The organism is Bacillus solitudinis, assembly GCF_002797395.1.
GTDB lineage: Bacteria > Bacillota > Bacilli > Bacillales > Bacillaceae_D > Halalkalibacter_A > Halalkalibacter_A solitudinis.
Genome location: NZ_KZ454943.1, coordinates 3,048,960 through 3,066,693 on the forward strand (window position 1 = coordinate 3,048,960; position 17,734 = coordinate 3,066,693).

Genomic DNA, 17,734 nt, shown 5'->3' on the forward strand with positions numbered 1-17,734 from the left:
CAAAAAAAGAAAAAGCATAAGCCTATGGCTTATGCTTTTTCCAATTCACGCTGCTTCTGAAAATGCTCTTCAGCAATGATGTCAATCTCCTTTTTCAACTCTTCAACCATAATTTCTTCAGGAACCTTACGAACAATCTCACCTTTTCTAAACAGTAAGCCTTCACCGCGGGCTCCAGCAATTCCAATATCGGCTTCTCTAGCTTCTCCGGGTCCGTTAACAGCACAACCAAGAACAGCTACTTTAATCGGTGCTTTTATTGTGGAAATATAATCTTCAATTTCATTCGCAATGCTTATTAAATCAATTTCAATTCGTCCACAGGTTGGACAAGAAATTAATGTAGCGGCATTAGCAGCAAGTCCAAAGGATTTTAATAATTCACGCGCAACTTTTATCTCCTCGACTGGATCTGCACTTAATGAAATTCGAACCGTATTTCCAATCCCCATATTTAAGATAGCTCCAAGCCCTGCAGCACTTTTAATCGTACCTGCAAAGAGAGTTCCGGATTCTGTAATACCGAGGTGCAACGGATAATCAAATGCTTTAGCGGCTTTCTCATAGGCTTCAATCGCTAAGTTAACATCTGAGGCTTTCATGGAGACAATAATATCATGAAAGTCTAATTCCTCAAGAATACTAATATGGTGAAGCGCGCTTTCAACCATTCCATCGGCAGTCGGATAACCATACTTTTCTAATATGCGCTTTTCTAAAGAGCCCGCATTAACCCCGATACGGATAGGGATACCTTTTGCTTTTGCTGCTTTTACAACAGCTTCAACCTTATGACGTTTACCAATGTTCCCAGGGTTAATCCGAATTTTGTCGGCACCACCCTCTATAGCTTTTAATGCGAGTTTGTAATCAAAATGAATATCGACTACGAGAGGTATAGAAATTTGAGCTTTAATGGCTGAGATGGCTTCTGCTGCGCGCATATCCGGGCAGGCTACACGAACAATTTGGCATCCAGCTTCTTCAAGTCGTTTTATTTCTGCGACAGTTGCTTCAACGTCATGTGTTTTTGTTGTTGTCATACTTTGTACAACAACTTCATTGTTCCCACCAATCGTCAAATTACCAACCTTGACAGGTCTTGTCTTTGTACGATGTGTTAATTCGGTCATTGACCAATCGCTCCTTTAATACGAAGTCATCTGGCTTCGTCTTGACTGAGGTACGACTTCATTTTATCAACCTCACCTTTTGTTTGGCAAGAATAAACTTAATCTATTAATAAATTGGAAACAAGTATGTTTTCCCAATTTGTAGTGAATCTGCTTTCGTTCCAGGGTTAAGTTGTTCAAAATCATACATAATTTCTTGGATAGAAGGAGAAATTGGTCCTTGATGTAAATGTTCCACGATTGACAGGACCGTATAGCCTGGTTCGACTACAACTTCTTGATAAGGATCGTTATGAACCAGTGTATTCGGGTCAATGTTATTGTCCAATTTCTGATTTTTAACTTCCGTCTCCTCATTAATAGCTTGGGCTTGTTTAGTTAACCCATTGGGTAAAGTGCCAATTGTTAAATCATAATAAGTACTATATAAAATAATAAGAACAATGAGAAAAAGACCTATACGCTTCAATTCTATTCCTCCTCTGTGTCGAGTTTCCATTAAAAGTATATGTGTTATTTGGACAAATATGACAAGTTTTAAAAAAAAGACAAAACATATTCTATAAAAACGTGAATAATATGAAGAGACAAGTTTAACCAATACATTATAGGTGTTATACTTGCTGTAACTCTTCAACCAAATTAAAGTTAATAAATAAGACGATTGCCTCTTTTATTTTTATTGTAAAATGTGTTTCCTAATAAGGAGAACATTCGTTATATTAGTGTTTGTTCAAAAAAGGGGAGGTTTTTTCATTTTTTGAATATGTTTTACAAACAAGTGTGTTTTAATGTAGTCTTCCAATGACTGCAAAAAAAAGGAGTCGATGATAATGAAAAGTTTATGGACAAAGGCTTTTATGCTTTTATTTGTATTTGCATTACTTATTCCATCCTTAGTGATGGCCGACGCAGCCCCTGGTGATGTTATTGTCACTTTAGGAGAAAATTTAACTGAGGAACAGAAACAGGATTTATTAAAGGAGATGAATGTCTCTGCGGAGGGTGTTCAAATTATTTCTGTTTCGAACGAAGAAGAACATCAATACTTAGGAAATTATATAAGTGGTTCTCGGATTGGGACTAATGCCCTTTCGTCAACAAAGATTACCATCACTGAGCCCGGTTCTGGCTTAAATGTAGAAACGAATAATATTGACTGGGTATCTGAAGGAATGTACGCTAACGCTCTTGTAACGGCAGGTGTCGAGGATGCAGATATTTATGTGACTGCACCCTCTAGCGTCTCAGGAACAGCGGGGCTAACTGGTCTAATAAAGGCCTATGAAATTGCAACGGAAATTGAGATACCTGAAGAGCAAAAACAAATTGCGAATGAAGAAATGGTGAAAACGGGAGAATTAGCGGATAATATTGGCGTCGAGCAGGCGACAGAGCTAATGAATCGGATAAAGGAAGAAATTGCTAAGAATCCTGTTGAATCGGAAGCAGATTTAAGGGAGTTAATCCAACGCATAGCAGGAGAACTAGGGATTACTCTAACCGAGGAAGAATTAAATGGATTAACTTCTCTTTTTATGCGAATGAAAGATATGAATATTGACTGGAATCAAGTGCAAGAACAAATCACTAAAGTACGTGATAATTTAGGGGAGTTTCTAAATAGAGAAGATACACAATCCTTTATTCGAACGCTACTTGATGTTCTGAATAGTTTTATTGATTCAATTGCTAATTTTTTTAAATCGTAAAAAACTTGGAGGAGAGGGGTGACCCTCTCTATTTCTCGTTGAGGAGTTAGCAAAAGCGACTAGACTTCTTTTACATATGTAGCCCGAGTTACGTAAGCTTGGACGGAAGAACTTGGTTTCAACGGAAATGCTTTTTTTCGCTTTTTAAGTTTCTTGTTAGTCATAATCATACACCTCCGTAAAGGTAGGTTATGTAATTTAGTTCTTTTCAATCATTTTTGAAACAAAGACAGGAAATAATCGTATAGTAAAAAGAGGAGGAATGTCTTATGAGTTGGCTTGATTCACCAAGCATTGGATTTATTGTTGTGTTTCTAGGTACCCTTTTTTTGTTTGGGGAATTGTTAGTAAGGGCAAAAGGACTTTTTGCATTACTTGGAACGCTTATTATGGCACTGTATTTCTCTTATCATTTATCAGGCGATGTCGGTTTATGGGTAGTAATTCTATATATTCTCGGCTTACTACTAATCGTGATTGATGGAAAAGTTATTACAGAGGGGACTGTAGCATTACTAGGTGTTGTGTTAATGATTGCAGGTCTGGCTTTACCCTCACCTAATGTTATTTACGGTGTTCTTGTTTCAATGGGCTTTCTAGTTGGTGGTTTTAGTGCAAGTCTTTTTCTTAGAGTGTTTCCTTCAAGAAAAATGTGGGATAAAATGACGCTAAAAGACCGCATGACAAGTGATTTAGGATATAATTCTTTAAACGATGAGTATCGAAGCCTTGTTGGTAAGCATGGAAGAACACTAAGCGTTTTCCGTCCAACTGGTTCTGTAGAAATTGAAGGAAAACAATACAGCGCGTCAAGTGGTAGCCAGTGGTTAGAGGCAAATGTTGAAATTGAAGTTATTTCTGTTGATGGAACAAGAATTATTGTCAAAAGAAGGGAAAGTGAGTAGAGACTCACCTTCCCTTTTTTTTTCTTAGTTTTGGAAGCGGAGTTCTTCTAATTGCGAAATAGAGCATGGTTAAGACCCCTATGACTAAAAATAAAGGATGTATTGATATAGCAAACGTATCGACCCAAGAAAATGCAACAACAGGCAATGTCGCTGAATAAGCTGTCATTAACCATAAATGACGGTAGTGAAGAGATTTGCGTCGACCTCTTAGAAGAAGTCCTAATGTTGCTATACCTGTAATGCTAATAAAAGCTATTCCGGTTAGTCCGGAATAGATGAACACCCCGATTATGATTAATAGTAGAGGCAAAAACCCATGTAAGTTGGAAACTTTTGTTAACAATTCATCTTTGGACAATTCCTGAACGCCAAGAAGAGAATAAGAAACGGATTGAGACACACCATAATTAAAGACAATAAGTTCATGCGAACGTAAGACAATGCCTTCCCCTTTAAGGAATAGTTCTTCATCTTTATATGAATTAAGAGGATCAATGATAAAGACACCATCAATTAAGTCTTCATTTAGATATACCGAAGAATTTGATACTTCGAGAGCTCCATTTTTTAAGGAGAAAGACGGAATGTCATTTGTTAATATTGTTTGCATTTGCCGAACACCGTCAGTTAATGTCATGCTTAAAAGAATAATAAATGGTAGACAAGAAATCAGAGCAAACACGAGTACGTGTATAATGGATTTTGTAACTGGTTGGAAACGGCTAGAAGCTAAATAGCGAAAATTATGAAAAGATTTAAGGAAAGATTGAAGAAATGTCATGATCCACCTCGATAATATACTCCATCTAATTGTAATCGATAGAGGGGACATGAACAAGATAAAAGGGAGTTTATTGATTTAAAGTGTGAAATTTTTAAAATATTATTTACAACACTTCATGAATGCTTAATAATAGACAAGGTGTCATTTGTTGAGGTTTGTCGAAAGGGGAACGACTAACTTTAAAAGACGAAGGGATGAGAGATTGTGGATTTACAGACTTTGTTGTTTATGTTTTTCGGAGGCTTAGGGATTTTCCTTTTTGGTATTAAATATATGGGAGATGGTCTTCAGAAAGTAGCAGGCGAACGATTACGTGATCTTTTGGATAAGTTCACAACAAATCCTCTTATGGGAGTACTAGCTGGGTTAGTTGTCACAGTATTATTACAAACAAGTACAGGGACAACGGTACTAACAATTGGACTTGTTAATGCAGGTTTCATGACTTTACAGCAAGCAATTGGGGTTATAATGGGAGCGAATATTGGTACGACGGTTACTGCTTTCATTATAGGGATAAAAATATCTAAGTACGCCCTACCAATTATTGCTGTGGGTGCGGCATTGATTTTCTTTATTAAAAACAAGAAAATTAATAATTATGGACAAGTTATTTTTGGCTTTGGTGCCTTGTTTTATGGACTAGAGCTTATGGGGACTGGGCTAAAACCTTTACGTGAATTACCATCCTTTATTGAGTTAACAATTAGTATGAGTGATTCGCCGTTACTAGGTGTATTAATCGGTACGCTCTTCACCGTAGCAGTCCAAAGCTCGAGTGCGTCTATCGGACTTCTCCAACAATTATACGACCAAGGCGCTATGGATTTAGCTGCCGCCTTACCTGTTTTATTTGGAGATAATATTGGAACGACGATAACAGCTGTCCTAGCCGCAATCGGTGCTTCAGTAGCTGCAAAGAGAGCAGCTTTAACGCATGTCATCTTTAATTTAATTGGGACGATTATCGTGTTAATCATCTTCCCGTTTTTCTTGAGTTTTATTAGTTACTTAGCAGTTCAATTAAATTTAAATTTACCAATGACGATAGCATTTGCACATGGGATTTTCAATGTATCCAATACGGTGATTCAGCTTCCATTTGTAGCTGTTTTGGCTATCATTGTGACAAAATTAGTTCCCGGTGAAGAGTTTAGTGTTGAATATAAAGCAAAACATCTTGACCCAAGGTTTATCGGAAGCTCGCCAGCAATTGCATTAGGGCAAGCAAAGCAAGAGGTTCTTAGAATGGCTGATTTCTCAGAAAAAGGTTTAGTTGAGGTAAGTCAATATTTGATAAATGGTCAAAAGAGACATTCTGAAATGGCCATCCAATTGGAAGATGCAATTAATAATTTAGATCGTAAAATTACAGAGTATCTAATCCAAATCTCATCTCATTCACTCTCTGGACAAGATTCAAAACTGCATTCTATGCTTCTTGATACAGTTAGAGACATCGAACGAATCGGTGATCATATTGAAAATATTGTTGAATTAAAGGATTATGAAAAAGCGAATAAAGTAAACTTATCGGAAAGAGCACTTGACGATTTGAATGAAATGTTTGATTTAACGATTTCCACTCTGCGAGAAGCTATTTCATGTCTAGATAGCGGCGATATCGAAAAAGCAAAGTCTGTTCTTGCAAAAGAAGAATTAATTGATAAGATGGAACGGAAATTAAGAAAGCAGCATATCCTTCGAATAAACGAAGGGAAGTGTTCAGGATCTGCTGGAATTGTTTTTGTTGACATTGTAAGTAATCTTGAACGAATTGGTGACCATTCCGTAAATATCGCAGAAGCTGTAATTGGGGAAGACCACTAAAGGAAAAGTGTACAAGCTTAGTTGATATATAGAGGCGAGGCAACTGAGGAAGGTGAAAACCCAGAAGGTACTGAAAAAGGTAAAACCAACCTTCCTCAGTGCCCTTAAAAACTAACCTCTTTCAGTTGGCTCTTATCTTATTTTGTCGTTCAAGAATGAAAATGTGGTTTTTTAAGTAATTCAGGGTGGAAAAGGTTGCTAATCAGCTTTTTTTAGAAAAACAGCTTGTCTATTGAATCTCGCTATGTTAAAGTATGAATGCAGCAATTGTTTAAGAAATTGCAGAAAAACTATTGACGAGATATTAATATAATGTTATTATATTTCTTGTCGTTATTATTCCACAGTAGCTCAGTGGTAGAGCTATCGGCTGTTAACCGATCGGTCGTAGGTTCGAGTCCTACCTGTGGAGCCAAAATTTTTTTGGCGGTGTAGCTCAGCTGGCTAGAGCGTACGGTTCATACCCGTGAGGTCGTGGGTTCGACTCCCTCCGCCGCTATATTCTTTAACTTTATAATGGCGATTGTGGCGAAGTGGTTAACGCACCGGATTGTGATTCCGGCATTCGTGGGTTCAATTCCCATCAGTCGCCCCATCTAAGGACCCTTAGCTCAGTTGGTTAGAGCAGTCGGCTCATAACCGATCGGTCGTAGGTTCGAGTCCTACAGGGTCCACCATATATATATTATCGGAGGAATACCCAAGTCTGGCTGAAGGGATCGGTCTTGAAAACCGACAGGCGGGTCAAACCGCGCGGGGGTTCGAATCCCTCTTCCTCCTCCATATTACTTATCCAAAAGACGTGTAGAACGTCTTTTTTTTGTGTTTTTGATTGTAATTGGGTTGAAATCCAATTATGCTTTTTAGCGAATGCTAAACAAGGTGTGTGCGGAATAAAAAGGAGCGACACTTTCCGTGATCGTAACCCCTATAAGAGAGAGAATAGGAGGTCACTGAAAAAGTCCCTTTTAGCAGATTCTAGGAAGCGGCAATGGCTCCGATCGTCGTGCACCGCTATGAGAAACCCGATTATAACGGACTTAAAAGAAGGTGACGTCTGCGCTCATTTAAAGGAAAGTCCAAGTCATTACACCAAGCCCGATACAGTAGATGGCAAACAGACTAAGCTTAGTCTGTTGAACCATTGAAATAAGCCATTTAATCCCAACGATAGCAAATATAAATGATGATATAAATGCTAGAATCAATGGGACAATATCATGTGCTTGTAGAAAGCTTGACGAAATCTCAGGTATTTTTAAAAAGGTTAATCCACCAATGACAGGTATAGATAAAAGAAAAGAATACTTAATAGCAGTATCTCTTTCTAAGCCACACCATAAGGCTGCGACAAGTGTGCTCCCTGACCGTGATATTCCAGGTATGACTGCTAGAGCTTGCCCAAAGCCAATCAAGATCCCATCTTTCCAGGTCATTTGTTCAACGTCACGTTTTCCTAGATGAACCCCATGCTCCATTAGGATTAAGAATAACCCAGTGATAATTAACGAGGCTCCAACTGTAGCAGTGCTTCGGATGCCTTCTCCCAAACCTTCTTCAATTCCTTTTCCAACAATAAGTGTAACCAATGTTGATAAAATCATCAGTAGACCAAAACGGAAATTAGCTTTTGTACGTTTGTTTTTTTTAAATAAATAAGCAATGAAATCTTGAAGGATTTTTAGTAGTTCATAACGAAAATAAAATAAAACAGCAAGTAACGAAGCGAAATGTAAAAAAATCTCAAAAGTTAAATCGTTCTCTCCAATGTTTATTGAAAATACTTTTTCAAAAATGAGTAAATGAGCAGTGCTCGAAATTGGTAAAAATTCTGAAATCCCTTGAATAAACCCGATAAACAATGCTTCTAACCAGTTCATTTAACTATTCCTCCCGTCTGGTGATCTCTCCGTCCATTTTATGGGACAAGAATTCTCGATATGCCAGTTTATTTATGGGAGGATAGGGTAGCCTATATATGTTACAAGATTATAAATTAAAAATTTACTCAAGAGCTTTTCATTGCAAGAATGTGAAGAATTTGGTATTGTAGGAACTGGAAGACTTATTAAACATTTCTGTTTCAAAAGTCAGGTGGAAATTTGGGGTGTTTACTCCATTATTAATTAAATTGTAATTCATTTTTAGGAGGAGATTTAACATGGCATACGAAGTACCGCAATTACCTTATGCAGCAAACGCACTTGAGCCTCATATTGATGAGCAAACAATGAATATTCATCACGGAAAGCATCACGCTACATACGTCGCGAAACTAAATGCAGCATTAGAAGGTCATGCTGATTTGGCTAGCAAAAGCATCGAAGAGCTTGTTAGCAACTTAGATGCAGTTCCAGAAAATATTCGTGGAGCTGTACGTAATAATGGTGGTGGACACGCGAATCATGCACTATTCTGGCAATTATTAAGCCCGAATGGTGGCGGGGCTCCAACTGGTGATTTAGCTGCAGCAATTGACGCTGAATTTGGTGGCTTAGAAGCGTTTAAAGAAAAGTTTGCCGAAGCGGGCGTAACTCGTTTTGGTTCAGGCTGGGCTTGGTTAATTGTTGATGGTGGAAAACTTGCTATCACTAGTACTCCAAATCAAGATACGCCTCTAATGGAAGGTAAAACACCAATCCTTGGCTTAGATGTATGGGAGCATGCATATTATCTTAACTATCAAAACCGTCGCCCTGATTACATTAATGCTTTCTGGAATGTTGTAAACTGGGATGAAGTTGCAAAACGTTTTAATGAAGCAAAATAAATGTGCATAAAACTTTTTTTAAAAAGAACTAAGCGAATGTCGCTTAGTTCTTTTTCTTGTATAACCATGCTTGCACGAGACACACTACCTACTAAGGGTGGTGGAGTCGGTGAAAAAGTCATTACTGAATAAAGTGATTGGAGACATAGAAGTAACAAGGGATTTAAAATTATTGCTTATCATAGGTGGGCTTTACGCATTAAGTATTGCGTTATCTAATACTTTCGTAAATGTTTACTTATGGAAGCAATCAGGAGAATTTATTGATCTTGCCTTATATAATTTAGCCTCCGTTTTCTTACAACCGATTGCGTTTATATGCGCGGGAAAAATCGCCAAAAAGGTGGACCGGGTCATTGTTCTTAGGGCAGGGGTTATTTCTCTGGCTATCTTTTTTTCGACTGTTCTATTTTTAGGTGATCAAGCGAATGAATATTTAATTATCCTAGGGGCATTAATTGGTACTGGCTTTGGGTTTTATTGGTTAGCTTTTAATGTATTGACATTTGAAATTACCGAACCAGATACACGAGATTTTTTTAATGGTTTTTTAGGCCTTTTAACGTCATTTGCTGGAATGATAGGACCCATTCTTTCCGGGGTTATCATTACTCGGATGGAAAAATTTACGGGGTATACAGTTATTTTCACGATATCCTTAGTCTTGTTCGTGGCTGCAGTACTAATCAGCTTTATGCTAAAACGCCGTCCGGCAGAGGGGCAGTTCTACTTTAGGAGAATATTCCAAGAAAGAAAGAAAAATGAGAATTGGAAAAGAATTTTATACGCTCATTTTTTTCAAGGGCTTAGAGAAGGGACCTTTGTCTTTGTTATCGTTGTTTGGGTTTATATTGCAACAGGAAGTGAGCTGGCAATTGGTACGTATGGGTTAGTAGCCTCTGCGGTTCAGTTTATCACGTATTATTTTGTGACAAGATTAATTAAATCACAATTCCGGAAGCGCATGATCTTAACTGGTGGATTATTAGTTTATGCTGCAATATTCCTCATTGTATTTGATTTAACCTTTACACGTCTCATTCTATACGGAATCGTTGTCTCCATTGCTTACCCTATGTTACTCGTTCCTTATGTTTCACTTACCTATGATGTGATAGGAAAAGGGTGGAAGGCGGCAGAAATGCGAATTGAATATATTGTTGTTCGAGAACTTTTTCTAAACTCAGGAAGAATTATTTCTGTCCTTGCTTTTATTGGTACCATTCTCATTTTTCCTGAAGACAAGGCGATACCCATACTTTTACTTATCTTAGGAGCAGGACATACTATGATTTACTTCTTTGTACGAAAAGTACGTTTTAAAGACGATGATGAAAAAGAAGGCTATATGTTTGCAAGGCAAAAAAAGGGAGAGGGCGATTCAGGTGGAACCTCTGTATAGTGGCTTTAATTGGTCGGGATTTCCTTGTGATATTCGTCTATATTATGCTATAATAATCTCTACAAACAGCAAAGTGCCTGGCGTGTTTGTGAGCTTCACCTTGTTTCGAACCTTGCATTTTTTCAGGGAGCTTTATATTGAAAATCGGACAGCAAGCCAGCATCTGTACTGGAAGTTGGATGATGTTCTGCGAGCACCCACCTACTTAGAGTAGGTTCATGAAACAACTGAAGCAACGGCATGCGCGGGTATACATACATGTTAATAGACACCTAAATGAGGTGTCTATTGTCTTGTCTACAAAAGGAGCGCAAAGTAACATGGGGAGAGATAAACAGAAAAAAAAGAGACATGTTCCATTACGATTAAATGTGTTGTTTTTTGCCATCTTTATTTTGTTTTCGGCGCTAATACTTAGACTCGGTATGGTGCAAATTGTTCAAGGGGAAGAATTTGTAAAAGACCTTGAACGGACAAGCAACACTACGGCAAGGATTGATGCACCCCGGGGATTAATTTATGATAAATACAATAATATTATTGTTGATAATGAATTAGAACTATCTGTTACCTATACAAATCCTTCTCAAAGAACACGGCCGGAACTCCTTCTTGAGATAGCTAAAGATTTAGTAACGTTAATTGACGTTGATACCGCTGAAGTGACTGAACGTGATAAAAAGGATTTTTGGCTTCTCCAGCAACCACTTGAGGTAAAATACGCTTTAGTAACGAAAGAGGAACGAAGTCAACTAGAGAGTTCAGAGCAATATCAATTAGAGATTAAAAGAATTACAGAGGAGCACTTGGCCGAATTAACAGAAGAGGATATTAAAGTGCTTGCAATTTACCGGGAAATGGCGCGGGGGTATGCACATGTACCTCAACGAATTAAACGGGGTATTACTCAGGAAGAAGCTCATGTACTTAGTGAAAATTTAGATAGTCTTCCTGGTGTTGATATTTTAAGAGATTCACGGAGAAGTTATGTCTATGGAAATTCTTTGCGAAGCGTATTTGGTTCAAATGGTTCTATTCCTCGAGAAAAGCTAGATTACTATCTTTCAAGGGGATATGACCGCTCAGATTCGGTTGGCATAAGCTTTCTTGAGCTACAATATGAGGATGTACTGAGAGGCCAAAAGGCAATCGTTGAAAGTATAACAACGTTAAGTGGGGCTCAAACGATAAACAAATCAGTACAAGAACAACTTGGCCGAAGAGGAAATGATTTAATTCTCACGATTGATATGGAATTACAGCAGAAATTAGAAGCTATCCTGCAGGAAGAAATGAAAAATTCTCCAAATGCATTTATTAAAGATCGACAAGCCTACGCAATTATGATGGATCCTAGAACTGGGGATATTTTAGCAATGGCTGGTTATTGGGATCCGGCAAATATAGAGCGAAGTCAATATGATGATCATATTGGCAATATTAATAAAGCATTTGAAATGGGTTCTTCGGTCAAAGCGGCTTCGGTATTAACAGGATTTCAAACAGGTGTTACTAGTCCCTATACTAGATTTAATGACCGTCCAATTAGGTTGCCAGGAACTCCTGAGAAGAAATCATTCCGGAATCACGGTTTACTTGATGATAAAAAGGCGTTAGAAGTGTCATCCAATGTCTACATGTTTGAAATTGCGATGAGAATGGCTGGATACAATTATTCAAGTCAATGTTGTTGGAATGCTGCTACAATTGAAAAGGCTTATGAGGAAGCTCGTTATTATTTTAGCCAATTTGGATTAGGAGCAGACACAGGAATTGACCTCCCATCAGCATCTTCTGGATTAAGCGGCGGTATTCAGCGCGCAGGTAATTTACTTGATTTATTTATTGGGCAATTTGATACGTATACTCCGTTGCAATTAGCCCAGTATATATCGACCATTGCCAATGGCGGCTATCGAATGCAACCGAGACTCGTTAAAGAGATTCGAGAACCTACGTCGAATAAAGAAGAGCCAGGGGCTGTTATTCAACGTTTTGAACCAACGATACTAAATCGGATTGATATGAGTGAGGCGCAGATTAACCGAGTGAAAGATGGGTTAAGAGGTGTGATGACAAATGGAACAGCGAGTGGAACATTTGGCAATGAACCTTATCAGCCTGCTGGGAAAACAGGCACTGCGCAAGTACGGGTCGCTGTCGGCGAGGGTGAAAATCGTCGCTTTGTTGATGGAAATACCCAAACACTCGTCGGATATGCTCCGTATAATAACCCAGAAGTGTCGTTTGCTGTTGTTATGCCTTATGCAAAAAGAGACTCTGCTTCAGGGGCGAATGGAAATTTCTCTAGAAATGTCAGCCAAGCGATGCTTCGGGCTTATTTCGAACTTAAGGAGCAACGAGAGGGACCGAAAACTAAAAAAGATGCCTCGAAACAAGAGAGCATTAACTAAAATAGAAAAGCAGACAATCCAATATAGAGGATTGTCTGCTTTTTACTTGTTTTTAAGGAATATGCTTAGGAAATAATTTCCGCTATTTCCTGAATACTCATATCGCTGCGAAGAATAAACTCACCGGTACGAATTGATTGAGAGCGGTTTGTGGTTTGAATATAGTCGAGAAACTCTTCTTCAGATGTGATAATATGACCTTGCATGAGTTGGTGTGCCACATTTGTACTGGTCATTCCTGATGTTACTGTTAGAACCATGGTATAGACGGTTACGGTCTCAGCTTGAACATTATCAGGTAAATCTTCTTCTATCTCGGGAGTTTCAACGACAGGTTCTTCTATTAGCTCTTCCTGTTCCACGCTATCTTCTTTCTCTATCTTCACGCTGTATCCTATATTCTCAAGTTCAATAATCATTTCAGCAGATGATAGACTCTCTGAAACAGGCGCTTCATCAAAATAAAGGGCACTACCACAAATCACAGTGGTAATAAGAATACCACTTGCTAAGCCTCTAAGACCGCTTTGACTCATGTATAAGGCCCCCTCTCCGGTTCTTCACCAAGATAAGGCTCGAGTAATCCTTCTACTTCCATCGTAGTAAGGGTTGTTTTTAGTGCAATCTCCTCAATAGTAAAGTCCTCATTGTAGAGTCGTACCACATCTTCGAGAAGTTGTTGCTTTGTAGTTGATCGTGAATGTGATGATTTTGGGAGCGGTTGATGACCAATTAGTAATTCTTCTTCAAGTATTCGTATTTTCTTTTTTAATTGATAGATTTCTTGCATAAGAGTTATTGAAAAATTCTCCATCTGACGTTCGACTTCCTTTGTTCGATCTTTCTGAAAGATAGATAATATAAACAAAAGAATTGCTACAGATATCAGAATGATTAGTGTCCATTCAATCATTAAAACCCTTCCTTCTTGTCTAGTAGGGTTATAGAGTTGTTCTCAAAAAGTTGAAAATCCTCACCTTTTTAATCAACTTAACCATTTCTAGCATTTTTTATGATTTCTTATATTATACACATCAATGGAGAAGAAACGAAATGGAAATCCATTTAGAATTTTCGACACTTTTTGTTTGAAATGTGCGAGACGTCTTTTACTCTCGTCGATTCTGCAGAATATGACATGTTTCTTGGACACGAAATGATAGCGAAAAAGGACGAAATATTTTTTATGTTTCTGTTTACCGTGTTCTAGTAGTCGCGTGACAAATTAAGACATTTTCCCCTTCTTGTTCCTTTGAAAATGGGGATGTATGATTAAACTAGTAAAAAAAGATAGAGACGGAGGTGGGGATTTGCTAGAGCAAATCATCGAGCTACGCGAAAAAGGATATTCATTTCGGAAGATAGCCAAAGAAATTGAGTCAACGGTCGGTAAGGTACAGTATCGATATTTAAAATACTTACAAGAAATAGATGAAGAACAGCCATTCTCACACCAGGCTAAAACAAAGGAACTGATAAATGAGATTTCCTCTACTTATCAAAAGGAGGCATTGCCCCCTGTTTATAATTATGATGAAATCACATTGCTTGCAGAAGGACCAAGTAGTTTATTCGCATGCTGGGAAGTAGAAGATAGTACGAAAAAAATGGCAGAATATCATTGTCATAAACCTTGGTCTGAGATGCCTAAACTACTGAAACTTTTTGATGTAACGATGAGAGATTTTAATGGTCATAATGAACACCGTTTTATTGAAGTGAAACTTCCCGAAATGACGAATAATTGGCATTTTCATCAACTAGAGCCGAACCGAACATATATTGTTGAGCTTGGGGTATTGTCAACTCATGGAACGTATTTAGCATTACTTCGATCGAACGCTATTGATACGCCTCGAAAGATAGATGGAAGTAAAGGACTACATGTGGAGGCTGTTCATCATTGGCAAGAGGGTTATCAACACAATCCGGATTGGCTTGAACATTTTAGTACATATTCATATTATGAATCGATAAAATAGGAGGGATGTATTTTGAAAGAAGGGTATTATTCAATCGTTCTTCACGCTCATTTACCTTATGTTCGGCATAGTGAGGAAAATCGTCTTGAGGAACGTTGGCTATTTGAAGCTATGACCGAAACTTATATACCTTTAATATGGTCGCTCGAAGCTGCAGCTGTAAAAGGGGCTGTAACGATATCGTTTTCTCCTCCTTTAATGGAAATGCTTGCAGATGAGACCTTACAAGAAAGGTATTGTGACTATTTAGATACAACCCAAGAGCTCTTAAAGCAGGAGGCGGAGCGGGAATCTGATCCTGCAACTCAAGATTTAGTCTTATTTTACACAAAACGATATCAGAAGATTCGCACAACGTTTATTGAATGGAACTATAATCTGATCACTGCTTACAAATCATTATCGGAGCAAGGCTTAGTGACGTTGATGACATCTGCTGCAACCCATGCGTTCCTCCCATATGTTAAAACAAAAGCAGCCATACGTTCACAAATCAGGGAAGGCGTTCGATCCTTTGAAAGGCATTTCGGCTTCAAACCACTTGGGTTTTGGTTGCCAGAATGCGCTATGGCACCGGGCTTAGACCGGATTTTAATTGAAGAAGGTATTCGTTACACGTTTGTTGATGAGCATTCCATCTTAACTGCAGATCCAACACCGACTAAAGGTAGCGGGGCTCCGGTTTACTCTCCTCATGGGCTATTAATGTTTCCGCGTCATACAGATTTATCTAGTAAAGTGTGGAGTTCAACGCTTGGTTATCCTGGAGATGTTGATTACCGTGAGTTTTATCGTGATATTGCTTATGAACGTGAGTGGGAAGAAATCAAATCTTTTGTCCATCCCGAGGGCATACGAGTAGATACCGGACTGAAATATCATCGCATTACCGGTTCAACAGAGGAAAAAGCAGGTTATGTAAGGGATTGGGCGCTCGGAAAGGTTCATTCACATGCCTCACACTTTATTGAATCCATTAATCAGCAAATTGAGCAACATGGAGACCAGTGTTTCCCTCCTTATTTAATGGTCACGCCGTTTGATGCGGAGTTATTTGGTCATTGGTGGTTTGAGGGACCGGACTGGATTCAAGCTGTGCTTACTCAAGGAAAAGAATTAGTGAAATTTGTGAGTCCAGAAGAATATTTACATCGCCATTATCAAGACTTTGATACAAGTCATCTTTCGTTTTCGACATGGGGAAGGGATGGGTATGGCGAGGTTTGGCTCAATGATCGTAATGATTATCTGTACCGTCATTTACACCGATTGGAGCAAGATCTTGCACAAACAACAGCAGTAAAACATAACCCAACCGAAATAGAACACCGAATTATCAAGCAAATGGTGAGAGAGTGGATGTTAGCTGTAAGTAGTGATTGGGCATTTATTCTTGATGGGCAAAGTGCAGCACAGTATGCAGATGAACGCTTTCGAACCCATATCCATCGATTCGATGAATTAAAGCAGATGCTGTTTGAAGAGAATATCGATGAAAAATGGGTGTCGAAGATGGAGGAAGATTTTCCATTTTTAGAGGATGTAGATGAAACAGTATTTATCTCTAACCATGACCGTTATGTACTAGAACGTAAGGTAATATCAGATAGACCGCATCAACGCCGCATTTTAATGTTGAGCTGGGAATACCCACCGATGATCGTAGGAGGGTTAGCAAGACATGTCTACGATTTATCTCGATCGTTGGTTGATAAAGGTAATGAGGTTCATGTGATTACTGCTCATATTCAGGGATATCCTGACTATGAAATTAATCAAGGCGTGCATGTTCATCGAGTTAAGGGGCTTCAACCCGAAGCTAACAGTTTCTTTGACTGGGTCGCTAGCTTGAACTTCGCAATGGTAAGACATGGTAAACAAATCACAAGAAAATATGCCTTTGATGTGATTCATGCACATGATTGGCTTGTAAGCGTAGCTGCCAAGTCACTCAAACACGAATTGAAACTTCCGTTAGTAGCAACCATTCATGCAACAGAACATGGGCGTAATCAGGGCATTCATACGGATATGCAGCATGAGATAAGTCGAAAGGAATGGGAACTGACCTACGAGGCGAATCAAGTCATCGTTTGTAGTGAATTTATGAAGAAGGAAGTTGAAATGATTTTTGATTTACCAGGAGACAAGGTGACTGTCATTCCAAATGGTGTAGATTTTGAACTAATCCGCCCTAAAAGAATCACTGATTTCCCAACGAACCAGAAGTTTACGGTTTTTTCGGTTGGTCGAATTGTAAAAGAAAAAGGTTATCAAAGCGTTATTGATGCGGCAGATAAAATACGTGAGATGCAAGGGCAGGTGGAGTTTGTTATTGCTGGAAAAGGTCCAATGCTTGAGGAATATCGACATCAAGTTTCCGAGAGAGGTTTAGAAGACTTCGTTCAATTCCTAGGCTTTATCTCAGATGATGAACGAAATGAATGGTTTGCTCGTTGTGATGTTGTTATTTTCCCGAGCTTATATGAGCCATTTGGAATTGTAGCTTTAGAGGGGATGGCAGCGGGAAAACCAACGGTCGTCTCTGACACTGGTGGATTAGCAGATATTATAGAGCATGGAGAAAACGGATTAAAAATGTACCCCGGTGATGCTGAGAGTCTCATCACGCAACTCATGTATTTATACAATTATCCCATTATTCGCGAAGGACTTGCGACACAAGGTTATCGTGATGTTAGTACGAAGTTTGATTGGAAATCGATTGCACAAAAAACAGAAAAAGTCCTAGATGTTTGTTTAGATAAACAATTAGTGACAACTTTAAAATAAGGGGAG

General features: G+C 38.5%; 14 protein-coding genes, 5 tRNA genes and 1 other RNA gene. 14 read left to right on the forward strand and 6 right to left on the reverse strand.

The annotated features are described in order from the left end of the window. Positions 1-29: 29 nt before the first annotated feature. Positions 30-1,133, reverse strand: coding sequence for a flavodoxin-dependent (E)-4-hydroxy-3-methylbut-2-enyl-diphosphate synthase (gene ispG, locus CEF19_RS14970; RefSeq protein WP_100406791.1), 1,104 nt, complete (start codon positions 1,131-1,133; stop codon positions 30-32). Between the two features lie 106 nt (positions 1,134-1,239). After that, entirely contained in the window at positions 1,240-1,602 is a 363-nt protein-coding gene (locus tag CEF19_RS14975; protein WP_100406792.1) for a hypothetical protein, read from the reverse strand. A gap of 364 nt (positions 1,603-1,966) precedes the next feature. Between CEF19_RS14975 and CEF19_RS14980 the strand changes: the two genes are divergently transcribed. After that, on the forward strand, positions 1,967-2,845 hold the full coding sequence (locus tag CEF19_RS14980) for a DUF1002 domain-containing protein (RefSeq protein WP_100406793.1): 879 nt from the start codon (positions 1,967-1,969) through the stop codon (positions 2,843-2,845). A gap of 269 nt (positions 2,846-3,114) precedes the next feature. After that, a complete protein-coding gene (locus CEF19_RS14985; protein ID WP_100406794.1) occupies positions 3,115-3,750 on the forward strand; it encodes an NfeD family protein in 636 nt (211 codons plus the stop codon). Positions 3,751-3,754: 4 nt separating this feature from the next. On the opposite strand, the gene CEF19_RS14990 is transcribed toward CEF19_RS14985, so the two are convergent. Then, positions 3,755-4,534, reverse strand: coding sequence for a DUF1189 domain-containing protein (locus CEF19_RS14990; protein ID WP_157800969.1), 780 nt, complete (start codon positions 4,532-4,534; stop codon positions 3,755-3,757). A 207-nt stretch (positions 4,535-4,741) separates the two neighbouring features. Here CEF19_RS14990 and CEF19_RS14995 point away from each other — a divergent pair, with 207 nt between their 5' ends. The 6 genes from CEF19_RS14995 to CEF19_RS15020 all read left to right on the forward strand — a co-directional run bounded on the left by CEF19_RS14995 (position 4,742) and on the right by CEF19_RS15020 (position 7,150). Continuing rightward, entirely contained in the window at positions 4,742-6,367 is a 1,626-nt protein-coding gene (locus CEF19_RS14995) for a Na/Pi cotransporter family protein (RefSeq protein ID WP_100406796.1), read from the forward strand. A 340-nt stretch (positions 6,368-6,707) separates the two neighbouring features. Further along, positions 6,708-6,782 (forward strand) — tRNA-Asn (locus tag CEF19_RS15000). Positions 6,783-6,792: 10 nt separating this feature from the next. Continuing rightward, positions 6,793-6,866: transfer RNA gene (locus tag CEF19_RS15005), tRNA-Met, on the forward strand. A 20-nt stretch (positions 6,867-6,886) separates the two neighbouring features. Beyond that, positions 6,887-6,962: transfer RNA gene (locus CEF19_RS15010), tRNA-His, on the forward strand. 5 nt (positions 6,963-6,967) lie between these two features. Next, positions 6,968-7,044, forward strand: a tRNA-Ile gene (locus CEF19_RS15015). A 13-nt stretch (positions 7,045-7,057) separates the two neighbouring features. Then, a tRNA-Ser gene (locus tag CEF19_RS15020) sits at positions 7,058-7,150 on the forward strand. A gap of 284 nt (positions 7,151-7,434) precedes the next feature. Here the strand turns inward: CEF19_RS15020 and CEF19_RS15025 are convergent. After that, entirely contained in the window at positions 7,435-8,247 is an 813-nt protein-coding gene (locus CEF19_RS15025; protein ID WP_100406797.1) for an undecaprenyl-diphosphate phosphatase, read from the reverse strand. Positions 8,248-8,528: 281 nt separating this feature from the next. On the opposite strand from CEF19_RS15025, the gene CEF19_RS15030 reads away from it, so the two are divergent. From CEF19_RS15030 to CEF19_RS15045, 4 genes are all read left to right on the forward strand, one after another. Continuing rightward, positions 8,529-9,137 (forward strand): superoxide dismutase, encoded by a 609-nt coding sequence (locus CEF19_RS15030; protein ID WP_100406798.1) that lies wholly within the window; start codon positions 8,529-8,531, stop codon positions 9,135-9,137. Positions 9,138-9,246: 109 nt separating this feature from the next. Continuing rightward, on the forward strand, positions 9,247-10,539 hold the full coding sequence (locus CEF19_RS15035) for an MFS transporter (protein WP_100406799.1): 1,293 nt from the start codon (positions 9,247-9,249) through the stop codon (positions 10,537-10,539). 71 nt (positions 10,540-10,610) lie between these two features. Beyond that, positions 10,611-10,794: non-coding RNA, 6S RNA (gene ssrS / locus CEF19_RS15040), on the forward strand. Positions 10,795-10,859: 65 nt separating this feature from the next. Beyond that, positions 10,860-12,953 carry a peptidoglycan D,D-transpeptidase FtsI family protein gene (locus CEF19_RS15045; RefSeq protein WP_100406800.1) on the forward strand — a complete coding sequence of 698 codons (2,094 nt, stop codon included), beginning with the start codon at positions 10,860-10,862 and terminating at the stop codon, positions 12,951-12,953. A 65-nt stretch (positions 12,954-13,018) separates the two neighbouring features. Here the strand turns inward: CEF19_RS15045 and CEF19_RS15050 are convergent, their stop codons facing one another. Beyond that, positions 13,019-13,489 (reverse strand): hypothetical protein, encoded by a 471-nt coding sequence (locus CEF19_RS15050; protein ID WP_100406801.1) that lies wholly within the window; start codon positions 13,487-13,489, stop codon positions 13,019-13,021. Beyond that, a complete protein-coding gene (locus CEF19_RS15055) occupies positions 13,486-13,866 on the reverse strand; it encodes a hypothetical protein (protein WP_100406802.1) in 381 nt (126 codons plus the stop codon). The genes CEF19_RS15050 and CEF19_RS15055 overlap by 4 nt, the downstream gene beginning before the upstream one ends. 355 nt (positions 13,867-14,221) lie before the next feature. On the opposite strand from CEF19_RS15055, the gene CEF19_RS15060 reads away from it, so the two are divergent. Then, positions 14,222-14,935, forward strand: coding sequence for a DUF4912 domain-containing protein (locus tag CEF19_RS15060; protein ID WP_227521998.1), 714 nt, complete (start codon positions 14,222-14,224; stop codon positions 14,933-14,935). 12 nt (positions 14,936-14,947) lie between these two features. Further along, on the forward strand, positions 14,948-17,728 hold the full coding sequence (locus CEF19_RS15065) for a 1,4-alpha-glucan branching protein domain-containing protein (protein ID WP_100406803.1): 2,781 nt from the start codon (positions 14,948-14,950) through the stop codon (positions 17,726-17,728). The last annotated feature ends 6 nt before the right edge of the window (positions 17,729-17,734 follow it).